We start from the raw sequence: 16493 nt of genomic DNA, 5'->3' as shown, positions 1-16493 counted from the left end.
AAATTATTTAGCTACAAAAAATGAAGCCACATTGGCCACTTTATTTGCCTCGGGCGTTAATATAATACCAGACACTACCTGTTTACCTACAATGTAAGTGTTCATATATTTGGCAATATCCACACGGGTAACCTTTTGATAATTATCCGTTAGGTCGGTATAGTAATTAAACGAGGTACTGCACCAGTTAAAGCTTAACTGTGATGGCAGCGACGACGGCTTCTCCAACTCACGACTATGCTGGCGAAGCAAAATGGCCTTCGCATCGGTCAATTGTTCGTCGGTGTAATAATCAGCTTTGCCCCACTGGCTCATTTGCTTTTGCACCTCATCGTAGCACTCTTTAACTTTTGTTGGGTTAGGGCTCACAATAAGTGATATCATGCCGGGGTAACGGCCTGTACTATAACTTAAGTTTGCTGATGATGCCAGGCCTTTATCAACAAGTGCCTGCTGTAGTTTTGACGAGTTTAGGCCAAGCACAGTAGTGTAAACATCTGCCGCTATGGTAGATGCAGAATCTGTCATATACGCCGGGCCCTGCCATCCAAACCACATCAGCGGCGATTGCGCTATCGACATTTCTTTTACAAACGCCACACTTTTTTCCACCGGTTTAAAGGCCGGGATAGGGTATTTTACAAGCGGGTCGAAGCCACTATTGGCCCAATCCCCAAAAATATCTTCTACTTTTTTAAAGGCTGCTTCGTGCTTTACATCCCCACAAATTATAAGCAGGCTATTATTAGGGAAATAGTATTTGTTTTTGATGATGATCATCTTCCCGGGCGTGGCCGTATTGATCACTTCGTGGATCCCTATGGGCATTTTGCGGGTAATGAGGTCTCCCCAAAGATTTTTGCTGATATCGTAGTATAGCTGGAAACCCGGGCTGCTCTCATTACGCTGAAATTCACCATCAACAACCGGGCGTTCCTTTTTCATATCCTCTTCACGGTATATAGGGAAACGGATTGAAGCATTGATGAGCTTTAGGCCGCCGTCGAGGCTATCCTTACCAACAGTAAAGTAGTAGTTTACACGCTCGTTACCGGTAGTACCATTCCAGATAGCGCCAAGTTCTTGAGTGCGTTTCAGGAATTTTTCTTGTGTGGGGTAATCCTTATTGGCCTTAAAAAACATGTGCTCAAAAAGGTGCGATAAGCCGCTGTACTCGGGGCCCTCGGTGTAAGCACCATTTTTTACAGCAATTTCGATAGTGCTAAGCGGCACTTTGCTGTTCTCGATAATAACAACATCTAATCCGTTTGGCAGTTTTTTGTAAAAGTAGCCTTCGGGCAGCCGGGGTTGGGCAACCGCGTATAGGGCACATAGCATCCCCACGGCGGTCATCGTTAATATTTTAGTGATTTTTAGTGTCATATACTTGTTTTGATATGAGGTTAGATTATGATACCCCTAATATATTACAACTAATTTGAAAATAGCTAAAGGTTGTTACCGAAACTTGATCACCACCTTTTTGCCCGATACATTTTCCAGGAATGGTTTAAAGATCAGGTTGGCATTCTCGCGGGCTTTACCTAAAAGGTTCATGTCGGTGGCGGTAGTAAGCATTTTCTTTTCGGCCAGTTTGTACACATCCTCTACTATAGCGCGTGCCTTATCGGGGAACCAAACGCCCGATACATCATACACCTTCGACTTTTGGTGATCGAGTTTTACATAACAGATCTCGGGCTGGGGCAAAGTAATTTCAACAGTATCTTTACTTTGGCTGATGTCTCCCCGCTTAACTTTAGTAAGATCGATACAAGCAGTAACCTCTCCTACGGCAACAAACAGCACGCGCGAATCGGGCAACAGGCTGTACAATTCTTTCTTCTCCACTACATCTTTCATGGCATATTTAACCAGTTCCAGTTTCCCCATGCTTATTACACGCGATACCATTGCGTCTTCAGTAACCTCGGTACGGGTAGTGTTAAATTCATGTTTGATGTAAAAGAAAAGGAAGATCAAAAACCCGGTGATCACCAATGCGAATACAAGGGTAAGCGATATTTTAGAACGCTGGGTATTTAACATGCTACGGCTATTTACACATACCTACAAACAAAAATAGCGATGGTTTGCACCACCGCTATTAATAAGAATATTTGATACTTAATTTATGCGTATGTAACGTTTAATGTAATTGGCACACTAAGCGCTTTTGATATAATACAGCCGGTTTTAGCGCCTTCTGCAACTTCTTTAAATTTGGCTTCGTCTATACCGTCAATAACAGACGCTTTCATTTCCAGGTGGATTCCTTTAATTTCTAAAGCCTGCATATCCAGGTCCAGGATAGCGTCAGTAGTTAAATCACCCGGTGTGATGCCTTGCTGGGTTAAAGCAGCCCCAACAGCCATTGTAAAACAACCTGCATGCGCTGCAGCTATCAGTTCTTCGGGATTGGTGCCTAAGCCATCCGCAAAGCGGGTTTTGAATGAATATTGTGTTTTGTTAAGGATGGTACTTTGTGTGGTTATTTCGCCTTTACCTTCTTGTAAGGTGCCATTCCAATGTGCATTCGCTGTACGTTTCATAATGTTATGTTTTTCTAAGTTTTTGCTAATTTAATAATATGTTGGGTTGAACTGAAATTTTACATATTAAGTAATCGTAAATATCATGCGGTTATTTCTCTCACCCCGACTACGCTTCGCTGGTCGACCTCTCTGCTGCGCAAAGAAGGTGAAACTTTTTTATTTGCTCCCTTTTCTTCGTAGAGCTACTGGGGAGAGGATCCTACCATTTCGCGCGTTCATACTGCACCGGCCATTTAAAGTCGATGCCCAATTCATGCGCAGCACGCAACGGGAAGTGCGGATCGCGTAATAATTCGCGAGCCATCATTACCATATCTGCCTGGCCGGTTTCGATGATCTGGTTTGCTTGTTTTGCTTCGGTTATTAAGCCGACAGCACCAGTCAGGATATTGGTATGTTTCTTTATCGCTTCGGCAAATTCAACCTGGTAACCAGGTTTTAACGGGATTTGCGCGCCGGCAACGTTACCACCTGTTGAGCTATCGATCAGGTCGACACCCTTTTCGCTTAGTACTTTTGCTAACGCGATGGAATCTTCTATAGTCCATGCACCTTCTGTCCAGTCAGTTGTTGAAAGGCGAACGAACAGCGGCAGATCCGCAGACCAAACTTCGTTAACGGCATCAATAACCTCCAACAAGAACCGGCTGCGGTTTTCAAAGGATCCGCCATATTCATCGGTACGTTTATTACAATACGGAGAAAGGAACTCGTTAATTAAATAACCATGTGCTCCATGCAATTCAATCACCTTAAAACCAGCTTTTAAAGAACGATCTGCAGCGGCTTTAAAATCGGCTATAACTTTATTAATTCCGGCTTTATCAAGTTCCAAAGGCGCGGTTTCGCTGCGACTAAATGCCAATGCACTCGGCGCTACAGATAACCAGCCGTTCTCTTCGTCTGGCTGAATTTGTTTACCGCCGTTCCAGGGTTGCTGGTGACTTGCTTTACGGCCTGCATGTGCTAATTGTACACCTGCATAGGCGCCTTGTTCTTCAATAAAACTCGTTATTTCTTTCAGCTTTGCGATGTGTTCGTCCTTCCAGATCCCTAAATCAGCAAAGCTGATGCGGCCTTCGGGTGATACTGCTGTAGCTTCGGTTATTATCAACCCTGCACCACCAACAGCCCTTGCTCCTAAATGCACCAGGTGCCAGTTATCAGCAAAACCATCGGTGCTAGAGTATTCGCACATTGGCGACACTACGATGCGGTTCTTAAATTCGATACTTTTTATTTTGATTGGAGAAAACAGATTTGGCATGTTGTGATTATTTGATTTGCAAATATGAATAAGTAACACAAACCGTGATTCATGGTTTTGTCATTAACATAGCCGTAATGTTTAATTTACTCAAAAATGAAGAAAGCTAAAATAAGTACAAATAGCTACGCCGGGGCGTCAGCAAATTTGTCGGTTTCCTTTTTACTTTTTACCAACAGTACTTCGTCGGCATCAAGCAGCAGGTAGCCATATTCGTAACAGAAAAAGTAGCGCGCTCCGGCCTGGGTTTTAAAACTGCTTGTAAAGTAATCAAAATCAAAACCCTTCACCAGCATTTTTTCGCGGTTGGTTTTGATTTTACCTGTGGGGTTTAGTTCTTCAATTATCCTGCGGTTTCGCCTTAAAATATTGTTGATGTTGCGTACCAAATTATAACTATTGCTATTAAGCTGGTTGTTATAATTGTTACGGCATAAATCGTTACAAAACTTTTTATCGGCCCTGCCATGCAGGGTTGTACCGCAGTCCAGGCATTTTCTTTCAGCTATCATACCCTAAAGGTAGCAAATAAATTATCCGTTTGCAAGCGTTTGCAAACGGATACAATCGCTTATAACTATTTACTAACCGACTAACCCTCAAACCATACTGCATGTTTGTGACATCAATAAATATTTAAATATTAAACTTAATACAAAATGGCAACTATTAAAAACAGTGTAAGGTTAATTGGCAACATAGGCATGGACCCGGATGTAAGGACATTTGATAACAACCGTAAAATGGCCCGGTTATCAATAGCCACCAACGAGAGTTATAAGAATGATAAAGGCGAAAAAGTTACCGATACGCAATGGCACAACATAGTGCTTTGGGGCGCACAGGCCACCATGGCCGAAAGCTATCTTAAAAAAGGTGATGCGGTGATTGTTGAAGGCAAACTGGCATCGCGTGTTTATGCTGATAAGGATGGCGTAAAACGCTACGTTACCGAAGTTGTTGTGAACGAGTTTGTAAAAATGGGGAGTAAGGAATAAAGCACAATTATTATCAGAATCAATTGTTACTAAAATGAATATAAAAAAGATACTATCCTTAGCTCTATTAATTATACTCTCCGTAACAGGCTGTAAAAAAGAACAAAAATTTTGTTGGAAATGTACAATATATAAGTTGAACTCGAAAGGTAACTTATACTTTTAACCCATAATAAGCACCGAGTGCTATAAAACCGAAAAAAAACAAGGGCGGTAGAAAAAATAAACACCAAAACTATGCAAGTTTTTAACGGCAATAATTATCAAACTAATACGGTATAATCTGTGAGTTGTAAATTGGATCAATAATTAAACTATGCCCGCGATTACAATGTATTCGCGGGCATAGTTTACTTTATTATGGCGTAGATACAGCAACCGGCAAGATTTTTCCGTTAAAGAAACGGTGGCCCGAAACCGCGAAATCGGCGATATACTTACCCATTTCAAAGGCCATAACCGGCGATTCATAACCCGGGAAAGCTTGCTCCAACATCTCTGTTTGTGCCGAGCCCAAAGCCAGGCAGTTTACCTTGATGCCTTGCTCAACCAGTTCCTGCGCAAGGCATTCGGTAAGGGTATGCAAAGCAGCCTTGCTTGCGGAATAAGCCGATAGTCCGTTAAACTTCGCACTTCCCTGGAAACCGCCCATGCTACCTATGTTGAGGATATGCGAACCATCACCCATAAACTTTAATAAACTTTGAATAATGCGTACATGGCCTATATAGTTGCTTTGGAGCATTTCTACAAAGTCACTTTCCTGCAGTTGCAAAAAAGGTTTATTGATGAGCACGCCAGCGTTGTTAATAAGCACATCAACCTTGCCATCAAAATTAGCGGTTACAAACTGCTCTAAACCGGCGTAATCGTCATGTACAATATCAAACGCAATCGCAAAAACCTCACAATCAGGATTTAAGCTTTTGGCAATTTCTAACAAACGGGTAAGTTTATCCTGCGAACGCGCAAGAGCCATAACTTTGTGTTTACCCGATAAGATCAATTCCAATACAGCTTCAAATCCTACGCCGCTGCTGGCGCCTGTTATAATGATGTTCATAGATAGCCCCCTATCCCCCTGAAGGAGGAATAAAATAGTTGTTTGGCAAATTTAATGGAAGATCTCAAACTATCAACTTCTCCTCTACCGGATGTTTGATAAGATACAGGCCATCGCTTATTAGCTTCTTATATTCAGGTTCGTTAATTGCTTTATTTTCAAGGAATTGACGGATTTCATCGGCTATATTTGGCTCTGCATCTTCATGGTCTAAAAGCTCCATAATCTCTAATGCGCACAGCCAATCGCTATGATGGAACTTTTGCAGCATCATCCATACGTTACCTAAAAAGCCAAGGTCGCCGCCGGTGTGGCGGCGGTTGCGTACCTGCTGGTACAGCTTGTGTAACTCCTTGGTATTGTGGTCATAACCTGAACGGTGGGTGCCTGTGCTCGATTTATAAGCTATCTCCAGAAACGCGTCCTTATCGGCTGCGCCGCAATAAACGGAGGTAATTTTTTCGCCTACCGCCATGTCGTAAACGCCCCATGATGGGTCAAAAAGGACGCGCATTTTTTCACCCAAAACCGTACATTTTTCGACCTTGATTAGCACTATTTTGTTACTTTCTGCACTTATTTTTGACACTTTACCGGACAAGGTAACACCGCTCTCAAAAGTCAGGGAAATTTCGTTGCCGGTTTCAATTCCGGCGGCTTTCAGATCATCGGCAGTAAAATCTTCGAGTGGCTTATCGAAACCTTTTAACCTGCCAACCGGCGAGCTGAAACCATCCTGATGATACCTTTTGCCATGGCCTTTTAACTGTTTGTTGCCAACGGCCAGCGCGGCCTCTCCGGTAGTTTTGATAAAGGTGGGATTGCCTCTCTCATCAGCCTTAAATTCTGTAAACGTACCCGAAACCTGCAAACCCGAACTATAAACCGCCGTACAGGTATTTTTACTTTCGATAGCTTTTTGAAGCCCGTATGCCCCGCCACGGCGGAACGACATGGTGTCGGCAAACTGCTCCAGCACATCTATCAGGTTTTGGAAAGTTGGTGTTACAAAAAGCTGTGGTTGCGTTTTGGTGATGTCGTAACTGTAATTTACCGCATCTATGGTGTAAGGAAGCTTCTTCACCTCGTCCAGCATGCAACTGGCACTTTCGCCGATGGATGACAGCAGGCCGGCACCATAAATCTTTGGCGCTTTTAAAGTACCAATCAAGCCATACTCTACCGTCCACCAGTGCAGGCGGCTTAGCAGGGCCATTTCAGATGGTTCGCCCATGTTGTCCTGGTGCCAGGAAACAAGTTCGTCAGCCTTCTTAATTTCGGCCTCATCGGCATCGGGCATTTCTTTTAATATAGATAAGGCGCGGATAGCCTCATACAATTCAAAATCCTGCGCGCTAAACATAGCTTTGGCCCCTATGGACCCAAAGTAGCTTAGGTACTCGTGGTAATCCTTATCGGCAATAATTGGCGCGTGGCCCGCCGACTCGTGGATGATATCCGGCGCTGGGGTATATTCAATATGTTTTAACTGGCGGATGTCGGCAGCGATAACCAGCACGCGGTAAGCCTGGTACTCCATAAAGGCCGCGGGTGGTATAAAGCCATCAACCGTTACAGCGCCCCAGCCAATTTTGGCTAAAGCGTTATTCATGTCTTGTAGATCAGGGATCTTCTCTATGGTTAACCCCGCCTTTTGCAGGCCGGGGATATATGGGTAGTAAGCAACATCTTTAAGGTAGCTGTAGTTCTGGCGCATTACGTAACGCCACACGGCGTGGTCTACCGGGGTGTAATGCCCGTAGTGCTGGTCAACAATAAATTGCTTTAAATGGCGGGGCAACGCCGCAACCTGCGGGTTGTTAAAATCATTAAAATCGCTCATTTCAAAATCAGGTTTACTAAAATAGAAACACGAAATTAGGAAATAAGGTTTAGCTAAAAGCCGATTGTATCAGATAAATTGCAAAGATATTACCTTTTATTGGGATGCAAAAAACCAATTCAGTATTAAATGTTTTAAACCTGTTTATTTTCAGAATTATCTTCTGTTTTAGGCAAACCCTCTTCTAAACGGCTCGGGCGTAGTACATAATAAATACCCGATAATGCCACGATGATAGAGATGAGGTAAAAGGAGATGGGCAGGAAAACCGCCAGGTCAACATCCATCGGGAAAACCTTGGTCAGCTGCTGAAAAACGGTTTCACGGATACCGGCACCACCTACGCTGATAGGGATAATAGTAGCCAGGGCCGAGATCAAAAATGAAAGCAAATAAGGCGAGAACTTACCGGTAAAATCCTGCCCAAACAATATGAAAACGATAGCGGAAACCTGTAAACTTTGTACTACCAAAGCTTTTAAATGCGCCTGCCAAAAATAATGGGTGTACTCCCTAAAGAATTTATAAGCCACAAAGTAATAAATTAGCGAGGCCACCACAAAAATACTCAACGGAATCCCGATGTGGATATCTATCTGCGGGATCAAAAATATCAGCGCAACAGTAATTAAGCCAATCGCCCATAGGCCGCTCAGCCTATCGAACATTATCGCCCAAAACACCTTTTTGGCAGGTAGTTTATAAGTTTTATTTAAAAGGTAGATCTTGTATCCATCGCCCCCGATGCCACCCGGCAGCAGGAAATTATAGAATAAGCCCAGCAGGTACAAACGGAAGTTGAACCGTGGGTCGAGCTTTAGTTTGATAGACTTAAAGAAGCTTGATAAGCGCCACGACGACATGATCATCGAAAGAAAGAAACAAACCAACGCGGCAAGCATCCACCAGTAATTGGCGTGGACAAGCCTAAGCTTAACCTTTTGCAACGGCACTTTGCTAAACACATAATACAGCAGTGCAGCTGTCACCGCGAATTTAAGTACCAGTTTGGTGATACCCCACAGGCGTTGTTTTAACGTTTTGGGGGCAACCAATTCCTGCGCTTCGTCCTCTTCGGCTTGTGCTAAGTCTTTCATTACCTGCAAAGCTATGTTTTTTTTGGATTACACCGATTTCTTTAGATTGATTTTACAGCTTTTAACATTTAATTGCCATATCAAGTCGAAGTGAATCATTCTTAATCGGTGTAATTCTAAACCATCAAAACGGTGTAATCATTCATTAATATCGGTGAAACCACCAATCAAATCCTTATTTTTGCATCAAATTTCTATCAGATATGAGTAAGGTAAAAGTTGGGATAGTGCAGATGACCTGCACTGCAAATAAGCAGGAAAACCTGGATAAAGCTATTGTTAAAGTACGCGAAGCAGCCGCCAATGGCGCGCAGATCGTTTGCCTGCAGGAGCTTTTTACATCGCTGTATTTTTGCGATGTGGAAGATTACGATAACTTTAAGTTAGCTGAACCTATCCCCGGCCCATCAACCGATGCTTTGCAAAAAGTAGCCGGCGAACTGGGTGTGGTGATCATCGCCTCGTTATTTGAGAAACGCGCACAGGGCGTTTACCACAATACCACCGCCGTTTTAGATGCCGATGGCAGCTACCTGGGCAAATACCGTAAAATGCACATCCCGGATGATCCGGGCTTTTACGAGAAATTTTACTTTACCCCCGGCGACCTGGGTTACAAGGTTTTCAAAACCAAATTCGCTACCATAGGCGTACTCATCTGCTGGGACCAATGGTACCCCGAAGCTGCCCGTATTACCGCGCTAATGGGTGCCGAGATCTTGTTTTACCCTACCGCTATCGGCTGGGCAACCACGCAGGACGAAGTCACAAATACTAAACAATACAATGCCTGGCAAACCATCCAACGCAGCCATGCTGTTGCCAATGGCGTACACGTAGTAAGTGTAAACCGTGTTGGCGAAGAAGCCGGCGTAAAATTTTGGGGTGGCTCGTTCTTTGCCGACCCGTTTGGCGAACTTTTGCATCAAACTACCGTTGAACAGGAAGAAGTGATCGTTAAAGAACTTGACCTGGCTACCAGTGATTATTACCGCAGCCACTGGCCGTTTTTACGCGACAGAAGGATTGACAGCTATCAACCGATAACAAAACGCCTGTTAGATAACGATTAATTATAGTTAACCGACCATTAACCCCCGCGTTATTGCGAGGTACGAAGCAATCTCTTAGTCTCACCCTGCCCTCTCCAAAGGAGAGGGTAAAAAGAGATTAAAGCCCTCTCCTTTGGAGAGGATTTAGGTGAGGCTTCCTCGCAATGACGGTTTTAATAAACCCCATAACATGAACCATCGACCATCGACTATGGACAAAAATACTCTACCAATCGGCTTCCACTTCCCTGCTGAATGGGCAAAACATACTGCCACCTGGTTAAGCTGGCCTCACAAAGAGGCCTCTTGGCCTGGGAAACTGAAACTGATATACGGTAAGTATGCCGAGTTTATTAAAGTTGTCACCGAGGGTGAGCTGGTTCGCATAAACACTGTTGATGAGCAGATGACGGCTTTTGCAAAACAACAATTACAGCTTGTTGGCGCCGACCTGAGCAAGGTTGAGTTTTTTGAATTTGGTACTAATGATGCCTGGTGCCGCGACCATGGCCCGGCGTTTTTGGTGAATTACGAAACCAAAGAAAAGGTAATTGTTGATTGGGGTTACAACGCCTGGGGCGATAAATACCCTCCGTATGATCTGGATGATGTTATCCCTACCAAAATAGCCAACCAATTTGGCCTACCGGTATACCATCCCGGTATTGTGATGGAAGGTGGCTCGGTTGATTTTAACGGTGCCGGTACATTAATAACTACTACCGCTTGTTTGCTGAATAAAAACCGTAACCCGCATTTAAACCAGCAGCAAATTGAAGAATACCTGCAAAATCATTATGGGGTGGAACAAATTCTTTGGCTGGGGGATGGAATTGTTGGCGACGACACCGATGGGCATATAGATGATATAACCCGCTTTGTTAACAAAGATACGGTTATTACAGTTGTGGAACAAAACAAGAACGACGAAAACTACCACCTGCTGCAGGAAAATCTGCAAACATTAAAAACCATGCGCCTGCTAAACGGCAAACAGCTAAATATTGTAGAGCTACCCATGCCCGAGCCGGTAATTTATGACGACCAGCGCCTGCCTGCATCATACGCCAATTTTTACATAGCCAATGCCGCGGTGGTTGTACCAACCTTCCGCTCACATCACGACGATAAAGCCCTGGATATTATTCAAGGCTGCTTCCCGGATAGAAAAGTTGTGGGTATAGATTCAACCGATATTATCTGGGGATTAGGAAGTTTCCATTGTTTAAGTCAGCAGGAACCGGCGGTGTAAGGGGTTAACTGACAATCATAACAACCGTAGAGACGCGATACCTCGCGTCTCCCTTAGAACGGTAACGAAACGGTAATTAATTGCAAATTTGAGACGCGAAGTATCGCGCCGCTACGATAAAATGGAAGATAAATACAAGAATAAACATCGCGTATCTTCAGCCAGATTAGAGGGTTGGGATTATGGCTCTCATGGCTCGTATTTCGTAACCATCTGCACCAAAGATCGCGCCCAGTATTTTGGAAAAATCGAAACTACCCTGCAAGGTATATCATCTTTACAAAAAACACATATTGCAAATGTTGCTTATGATAATTGGCTAAAAATTCCAGAATATCACCCTTATGTTGAATTAGATGAATTTATAATTATGCCCGATCATATTCATGGGATATTATTTATAAATAAGCCCGATAAAATAACCTGGGAATTAAATAAGGCTGGTTCTCAATCAAAGAATTTAGCTTCAGTAATCAGGGGATACAAGTCAGCAGTAAAACAATATGCAATGCTTAATGATATTGATTTTACCTGGCAACCCCGCTATTATGATAGGGTCATTAGGGATCAAAAAGAATATCTAAACATACAAGAATACATATACGACAATCCCGATAAGTGGGAACGGGATGGTAAGAGTTTTGAAAATCTTTACAAACCGTAGAGACGTGATACCTCGCGTATCCTTTAGGGCGGTCGACGAAATATTATTTAATTGCAAATTAGAGACGCGAAGTATCGCGTCTCTACGGAAAAATCCACCATCCATATACCCTATCCGAAATTTGCAAACCGGTAACGCAATTTTTTCACCGACAATTCTGCCACATTTACCGACTTCTTCAATCATATTGCCAATATTGAGTTTGCAGATGTGTAATCTTAAGTTAGTTTTGGTTAATATTTAAAATAGAACAACACCATGTCCGATCATATAGACGAAACAAACCGTACCCCAAAAAACAAGGTTTTAGCCGGGGTGATACTATTGGCAGTAGGCGGTGTACTGCTTGTAAAACAATTTAACTTTTTCTTTTTCCCCAACTGGTTGTTAAGCTGGCCTTTAGGGCTCATTGTTTTAGGCTTGTATTTTGGGGCTAAACATAACTTCCGTAAACCGGTATGGTTTATACTAATTATCATAGGAGCGTTCAATTTACTTGATGATATTTTCCCGAGGGTAAACTGGGGCGATATCGGTTTCCCGGTGATCCTGATCTCTTTCGGATTATGGATCATTATGCGTAAACGCAACGAGCCGGTTATCGCTAACAGCGACTACTGGGACAAAAAATATAAAGCCAACCCGTTTGGCAATACGGCTACAGCTACCGAAAAACCTTTGGCAAACTTTGATACCGAGGGCGCTGCCGGGCCGGAAACTGCCGAGCAGCCCATTGGCAGCATGCCACCACCCACACCGGATGATTACCTTAACGCTACCGCGATATTTGGCGGTGTTAACAAAACCATCCTGTCGAAAAACTTCCAGGGGGGCGATATTACCAACGTATTTGGTGGTACCGAACTCGACTTTACCCAGGCAGACATCCACGGCCGCGTTACTATCGATATTACACAGATGTTTGGCGGCACCAAGATCATCGTTCCTGCCAACTGGCATGTGGTGCCAGACCTGGCCGCTGTATTTGCCGGTGTAGACGATAAACGCATAAAAACCAGCAAGCCAAACCCTATAGAAAAGGTGCTGGTGCTTAAAGGGGTATCCATATTTGCGGGGGTAGATATTCGCAGCTATTAACAAAAATTTATAAACGTTTTGTCCGGGCCCTTTCTTTCGGAGAGGGTTTGAGTGAGACTTCACCTAAACAAAAAGCTTTGGCTTCATCACACATATCGCAATCAAAATTAATCGGGGCCTTCGCGGTCTGCGGGTTGGTGTGGACTGCCTTACAAGCATACATTATACATGGCTTCGGTTTCCCGTGGATGACCGCCGTGAACGATTCGGGCGTAAGCGCCCTGCTATTGGCAAGCGCGTGCTGGCTCATTAACAACAACCTGCGGTACTACCAGCCCGATAAAGAAAGCTACGTTTACCTGCTCATTTGGTGTGCCGCACTTGCGGGTGCATGTATAGCGGGCGTCCGTTATAGTATGCCACTGTTTAATATGGGGCAGGTTTATTTCAACTTCCTGCAGCAATCGTTGGTTATACGTTTTTTTACCCTGTTTTTAGCTATTGGTTGGATGGCCATGATCAGCGCCCTTTGGTATTCGCAGCTCGACCATAAAAAAACCGTAGAGCGCAAAACTGAGGCCGAGAAACTTGCCCGCGATGCCGAGTTATATAACCTTCGCCAGCAATTACAACCTCACTTTTTGTTCAACAGCTTAAACTCTATCAACGCGCTTATCGGTTTTAAGCCAGATGAAGCCCGGAGGATGATCCACCAGTTATCCGACTTTTTACGCGGGACATTAAAAAAAGATGATCAATTGTTAGTCCCCCTTAGTGATGAGCTTACACATTTAAATTTGTACCTGGATATTGAAAAGGTGCGTTTTGGGCACCGCCTGCAAACCGAAATAAGCTGCGATGATAAATGCGGCGAAGCCCTGCTGCCATCGTTACTGTTACAACCACTTGTAGAGAACGCCATTAAATTTGGCTTATATGATACTATAGAGGATGTTACCATCAGCGTACGGGCCGAAACCGAGGACCAATACCTGGTGATCATGATCCAAAACCCTTACGACCCAAAAACCAGCAGGCGCAGTAAAGGCACCGGTTTTGGCCTAAGCGGGGTACAGCGCAGGCTTTATTTGATATTTGCCCGTAATGATTTAATGGAAACTCACGCAAATGATAATATATTTACAACCATAATAAAAATACCGCAGTTATGATCAGCGCTTTAATAATTGACGACGAGCCTTTGGCCCGGATGGTTGTACAAGAATACTTACTGGATTTCCCCCTGATAACCGTACTGCAGGAATGCGGCGATGGTTTCGAGGGCCTAAAAGCCATCCAACAGCACCAGCCCGACCTGATATTTCTGGATGTGCAGATGCCCAAAATAAACGGCTTCGAGATGCTGGAACTGGTAGATAACCCACCTGCGGTAATCTTCGCGACAGCGTTTGACGAGTACGCTATTAAAGCATTTGAAACGCACGCGGTTGATTATCTTTTAAAGCCTTTTAGTAAAGAGCGTTTTACCAAAGCGATAGAAAAATTATTGGCCCAAGCCCCTGCAGGCCCTACCCCGGTAACCAAAACTAATCCGCTATTGGAAGAAGCCGCGCAATCGCCGGGGCAAAACGAGCGTATTGTAGTAAAAACCGGCACCAAAGTAAAGATCATAGCCGTGCAGGATGTAGAATACCTGCAAGCAGACGACGACTACGTAAGCGTTATCACAGCCGAAGGTGCCTTCCTGAAAAACAAGACTATGGCCTTCTTTGAGAAGACTTTAGACCCACGTTATTTTGTACGTGTTCACCGGTCCTACATCATAGCCATACAGCAAATTACCCGCTTAGACCCGTACGAGAAAGACAGCCACCTGGCCATCCTAAAATCGGGCGCTAAGATCCCGGTGAGCAAAACGGGGTATGTGAAATTGAAACAGGTGCTGGGGATCTAAGATCCCCTTACCTTGTTTTTAACGATTTTACAACTGCCAATGCCTGGTTGGAGTGCTCGGCGCCACTTAGCATGGCTTCGTAAGAGAAAGCGATATTGCCTTTTATGTCTACCACAAAAGTCTGCCTGCCGCTCATAAATAACTTTTTACGTACGCCGAACATTTTGTAAACCTTGTTTTCCGGATCGCTCAATAATATAAAGGGCAGTTTGTAGTGCTGCTCAAACTGTTTGTGGCTTGCTACCGTACCACTATTTATGCCTATTACTTTGGCACCGGCCTTAGTATAATCGTTAAAACTATCCCTAAAAGCACAGGCCTCTTTAGTGCAAACCATACTCTCATCTTTCGGATAAAAATAGATGACCAGGATATGCTTACCTATCTCGCCCTTAATGTTAAACGTTTTATCGTTTTGGTTCTTCAGCGTAAAAATAGGTACCGCATCGCCAACAGCTAAGGGCTTAGACGGGGTTTGTGCCGATAGCGATAGGCAAAACACAACAGTACAGGCAAGGGTGGCGAAAATATTTTTCATGAGTTGTTTATATATAGCAAGTACGTAGTATCTCAACAAATCGATTTAATTTTTGCATCAAAACACTATCAATGCCTCGTTCACATTCCGTTAATCCGGCAACATTTATCCTTCCAACTCAGCCGAATACTCGCCACGGCGGGCTGCATTGTTTATGCTAAGGCGTTTGTAAAGCAATTGCTGGGCTACGGCTACGTTCTCGTCTTTACCTTTCCAATGATCCATCGCCGGTTGCTGCACCGCGCGGGCGAACGAGAAAGTAAGCGCCCAGGGTAATTCATTTTTATATTTTACATGCATAGCATTCAAGTGTGCGCTCGCGTCCTGCGCCGCCTGCCCGCCCGAAAGGAATGCCACACCGGGCACTGCCGCCGGTACGCAACGCAATAAACATTGCACGGTTAAATCGGCCACCTGATCAATATCCGCTTGCACAGAGGCATCTGTACCTGAAAGCACCATATTCGGTTTCAATATCATTCCTTCCAGGTAAACGCGTTGTTTGATGAGCACTTCAAAAACTATATGTAAAACCCTTTGGGTAACCTCAAAGCAACGCTCAATAGTGTGGTTGCCGTCCATCAGTACTTCCGGTTCTACGATAGGGACCAGGCCGGCTTCCTGGCATAATGCAGCGTAGTGTGCAAGGGCATAGGCGTTGGCGTAAATACTGCCATCGGTAGGTGTGCCGTCACCAATGGTGATCACCGCCCGCCATTTGGCAAATTTTAAACCCAGCGCAGCATAATCCATTAATCTCTCACGCAAGCCATCTAATCCTTCTGTTAACTTTTCGTTAGGGAAAGCAGGCATATCTTTAGCCCCTTCATCCAGTTTTATCCCGGGGATAATTCCAGCATGTTCCAATATCTCAATAAAAGGCGTGCCGTCGGCAGTAGCTTGTTTGGTGGTTTCGCTAAACAGGATGGCACCGCTGATGCATTCGCCTAATTTTGGTGTGGTCACGATCAGTTCGCGGTATTTGCGGCGGTATTCTTCTGTTTGGGGGATGCCTGCTTCTTCGAAACGCTTATTGGCGGTAGGGATGCTCTCGTCCATGGCTAAAAGGCCTTTGTCGCCCGCCATTAACCTTTGTGCTATTGTTCTTAAACCTTGCTTATCCATGCATTATAAACAGCGTAACAACGCGCATTGTTTACAACGAACGACGGGTGTTTGTCATTTTCTAATATCCGCGGGATGTTGTAAAA

17 protein-coding genes are annotated in these 16493 nt (G+C 44.2%); 7 read left to right on the top strand and 10 right to left on the bottom strand.

All coding sequences use genetic code 11. From position 1 onward, the window contains the following. Nucleotides 1-3: 3 nt before the first annotated feature. The 5 genes from NAF17_RS02135 to NAF17_RS02115 all read right to left on the bottom strand — a co-directional run bounded on the left by NAF17_RS02135 (nucleotide 4) and on the right by NAF17_RS02115 (nucleotide 4334). The gene (locus tag NAF17_RS02135) at nucleotides 4-1383 is read right to left on the bottom strand and encodes a M16 family metallopeptidase (RefSeq protein WP_252756331.1); all 1380 of its coding nucleotides are present in this window, start codon (nucleotides 1381-1383) and stop codon (nucleotides 4-6) included. Between the two features lie 75 nt (nucleotides 1384-1458). After that, a complete protein-coding gene (locus NAF17_RS02130) occupies nucleotides 1459-2049 on the bottom strand; it encodes a DUF4230 domain-containing protein (RefSeq protein WP_252756330.1) in 591 nt (196 codons plus the stop codon). A gap of 83 nt (nucleotides 2050-2132) precedes the next feature. Next, entirely contained in the window at nucleotides 2133-2552 is a 420-nt protein-coding gene (locus NAF17_RS02125; protein WP_252756329.1) for an OsmC family protein, read from the bottom strand. 202 nt (nucleotides 2553-2754) lie between these two features. Further along, nucleotides 2755-3822, bottom strand: a complete 1068-nt coding sequence (gene namA / locus NAF17_RS02120; RefSeq protein ID WP_252756328.1) for an NADPH dehydrogenase NamA — start codon at nucleotides 3820-3822, stop codon at nucleotides 2755-2757. Between the two features lie 125 nt (nucleotides 3823-3947). Next, nucleotides 3948-4334 (bottom strand): hypothetical protein, encoded by a 387-nt coding sequence (locus tag NAF17_RS02115; RefSeq protein ID WP_252756327.1) that lies wholly within the window; start codon nucleotides 4332-4334, stop codon nucleotides 3948-3950. A gap of 147 nt (nucleotides 4335-4481) precedes the next feature. Here NAF17_RS02115 and NAF17_RS02110 point away from each other — a divergent pair, with 147 nt between their 5' ends. Next, nucleotides 4482-4820, top strand: a complete 339-nt coding sequence (locus NAF17_RS02110; RefSeq protein ID WP_252756326.1) for a single-stranded DNA-binding protein — start codon at nucleotides 4482-4484, stop codon at nucleotides 4818-4820. 358 nt (nucleotides 4821-5178) lie between these two features. Here NAF17_RS02110 and NAF17_RS02105 read toward each other — a convergent pair whose 3' ends face one another. From NAF17_RS02105 to NAF17_RS02095, 3 genes are all read right to left on the bottom strand, one after another. After that, nucleotides 5179-5883, bottom strand: coding sequence for an SDR family NAD(P)-dependent oxidoreductase (locus NAF17_RS02105; protein ID WP_252756325.1), 705 nt, complete (start codon nucleotides 5881-5883; stop codon nucleotides 5179-5181). 64 nt (nucleotides 5884-5947) lie between these two features. Beyond that, on the bottom strand, nucleotides 5948-7726 hold the full coding sequence (locus tag NAF17_RS02100; RefSeq protein WP_252756324.1) for an aromatic amino acid hydroxylase: 1779 nt from the start codon (nucleotides 7724-7726) through the stop codon (nucleotides 5948-5950). 134 nt (nucleotides 7727-7860) lie between these two features. Continuing rightward, nucleotides 7861-8823 (bottom strand): lysylphosphatidylglycerol synthase transmembrane domain-containing protein, encoded by a 963-nt coding sequence (locus tag NAF17_RS02095; protein WP_252756323.1) that lies wholly within the window; start codon nucleotides 8821-8823, stop codon nucleotides 7861-7863. 203 nt (nucleotides 8824-9026) lie between these two features. On the opposite strand from NAF17_RS02095, the gene NAF17_RS02090 reads away from it, so the two are divergent. The 6 genes from NAF17_RS02090 (at nucleotide 9027) to NAF17_RS02065 (ending at nucleotide 14744) form a co-directional block, all read left to right on the top strand. Next, nucleotides 9027-9896: a carbon-nitrogen hydrolase gene (locus tag NAF17_RS02090; protein WP_252756322.1), complete on the top strand. Its 870-nt coding sequence runs from the start codon at nucleotides 9027-9029 to the stop codon at nucleotides 9894-9896. Between the two features lie 190 nt (nucleotides 9897-10086). Continuing rightward, a complete protein-coding gene (locus NAF17_RS02085) occupies nucleotides 10087-11127 on the top strand; it encodes an agmatine deiminase family protein (RefSeq protein WP_370340392.1) in 1041 nt (346 codons plus the stop codon). A 121-nt stretch (nucleotides 11128-11248) separates the two neighbouring features. Continuing rightward, nucleotides 11249-11791, top strand: coding sequence for a transposase (locus tag NAF17_RS02080; protein ID WP_252756320.1), 543 nt, complete (start codon nucleotides 11249-11251; stop codon nucleotides 11789-11791). Nucleotides 11792-12049: 258 nt separating this feature from the next. Then, nucleotides 12050-12889, top strand: a complete 840-nt coding sequence (locus tag NAF17_RS02075; RefSeq protein ID WP_252756319.1) for a LiaF transmembrane domain-containing protein — start codon at nucleotides 12050-12052, stop codon at nucleotides 12887-12889. A 77-nt stretch (nucleotides 12890-12966) separates the two neighbouring features. Continuing rightward, entirely contained in the window at nucleotides 12967-14001 is a 1035-nt protein-coding gene (locus NAF17_RS02070; RefSeq protein WP_252756318.1) for a sensor histidine kinase, read from the top strand. Then, on the top strand, nucleotides 13998-14744 hold the full coding sequence (locus NAF17_RS02065; protein ID WP_252756317.1) for a LytR/AlgR family response regulator transcription factor: 747 nt from the start codon (nucleotides 13998-14000) through the stop codon (nucleotides 14742-14744). Before NAF17_RS02070 ends, NAF17_RS02065 begins: the two co-directional genes overlap by 4 nt. Before the next feature lie 7 nt (nucleotides 14745-14751). On the opposite strand, the gene NAF17_RS02060 is transcribed toward NAF17_RS02065, so the two are convergent. Then, nucleotides 14752-15282 carry a peroxiredoxin gene (locus NAF17_RS02060; protein ID WP_252756316.1) on the bottom strand — a complete coding sequence of 177 codons (531 nt, stop codon included), beginning with the start codon at nucleotides 15280-15282 and terminating at the stop codon, nucleotides 14752-14754. 105 nt (nucleotides 15283-15387) lie between these two features. Then, a complete protein-coding gene (locus NAF17_RS02055) occupies nucleotides 15388-16407 on the bottom strand; it encodes a class I fructose-bisphosphate aldolase (protein ID WP_252756315.1) in 1020 nt (339 codons plus the stop codon). Nucleotides 16408-16493: the final 86 nt, after the last annotated feature.

The organism is Mucilaginibacter aurantiaciroseus (assembly GCF_024055595.1).
Lineage (GTDB): Bacteria > Bacteroidota > Bacteroidia > Sphingobacteriales > Sphingobacteriaceae > Mucilaginibacter > Mucilaginibacter aurantiaciroseus.
The sequence above is the reverse complement of the archived record's forward strand: the minus strand, read 5'-3'. Positions and strand labels throughout refer to the sequence as shown.